Here is a 1,269-nt window from a genome sequence, read left to right as displayed (position 1 = left end):
GTAGGCACTCACGGCACTGCCCAATTCCCCGCTTTCGGTTTTCGTCACCTTGTCGTCCTCCGACTTCCAGAGCGTCAGCAGCAGCGTCTTTATGCTGTCCTTCTTCTCCACGTCGAACACGTAGTCGTCGGTGTAGAACGGGTTGAAGCTGATGGGCTTCTCCTCCGTGTAGGTGAAATACACGCCGTCCGCCTCGCCTGTCTTGCGCCGTATCATCTCGCATAGCCCCTGATAGGAGTTTCCCGTGTCCACCAATACCACATGCGCGCCCTGTTCGTAGTATTGGCGCACCAAGTGGTTCATGAAGAACGACTTGCCGCTGCCCGAAGGACCCAATACGAACTTGTTGCGGTTGGTGGTGATGCCCCGCTTCATCGGCAGGTCGGAAATGTCGAGGTGCAGCGGCTTTCCCGTAAGCCTGTCCACCATCTTGATGCCGAAGGGCGAGAGCGAGCTGCGGTAGTTGGTTTCCTCCGTGAAGAGGCACACAGCCTGTTCGATGAAGGTATGGAAACTCTCTTCCGCCGGAAAGTCCGCCGCGTTGCCGGGCATCGCCGCCCAATAAAGTGTCGGGCAGTCGATGGTGTTGTGGCGCGGCACGCACTCCATGCTTGCCAGCTGGCTGCCAACATCGTTCTTTATGTGTTTCAGCTCCTCCGCGTCGTCGCTCCACGCCATGACGTTGAAATGCGCCCGCACCGAGGTCAGCCCGTAGGAGTGCGCCTCATTCAGGTAGCGGTCTATCCACTCGCGGTTGATGCTGTTGCTCCTTGAATAGCGCGAGAGCGACTGCATATTCCTTGCGGACTTCTCGAATTTTTGAAGGTTCTCCTCGCTGTTGTCGATAATCACGTACTGGTTGTAGATGTGGTTGCAGGAGAGCAGCAGCCCCACCGGGGATGCGAATGACAGGCGGCAGTCCGAGCGGTCGGTGGAGAGTTTCTCATACCGGGTATCGGTAGCCACCGTGCCGGGAAGGTCTTCCGCGTCGGACAGGGTGTGCAGGCACAGGCGGTTGTCGCCGATGCGCATCTCCCGTGCCGAGAGGTCTATGTCCTGTAACGTGGCGTCGCCTTCGGGCATGAGCGAGAAGTAACGCTCTATCAGTCCGGCTTTGCCGTCCGTCCCCACTACCTCGTCGGTGGAGAGGCGTCGCAGTCTGACGAAGCCGCTGTCATTGATGATGCGCTCGAACTGTTCCGCAGCCTCCATGAACTTCGCGGCGGTTTCCTTGTCCAGCTCCTTCGGGATGATATGCCCCCGGCACAG

General features: G+C 58.8%; 1 protein-coding gene. It reads right to left on the bottom strand.

All coding sequences use genetic code 11. From position 1 onward, the window contains the following. A partial coding sequence (locus HPS55_RS14010; protein ID WP_172325109.1) for a TraG family conjugative transposon ATPase occupies positions 1-1,269 on the bottom strand: 1,269 nt, incomplete at both ends.

Origin of the sequence: Xylanibacter rodentium (assembly GCF_013166575.1) — a bacterium.
Lineage (GTDB): Bacteria > Bacteroidota > Bacteroidia > Bacteroidales > Bacteroidaceae > Prevotella > Prevotella rodentium.
Note: the sequence above shows the minus strand (reverse complement) of the source record. Positions and strands in the feature narration are given on the sequence as shown.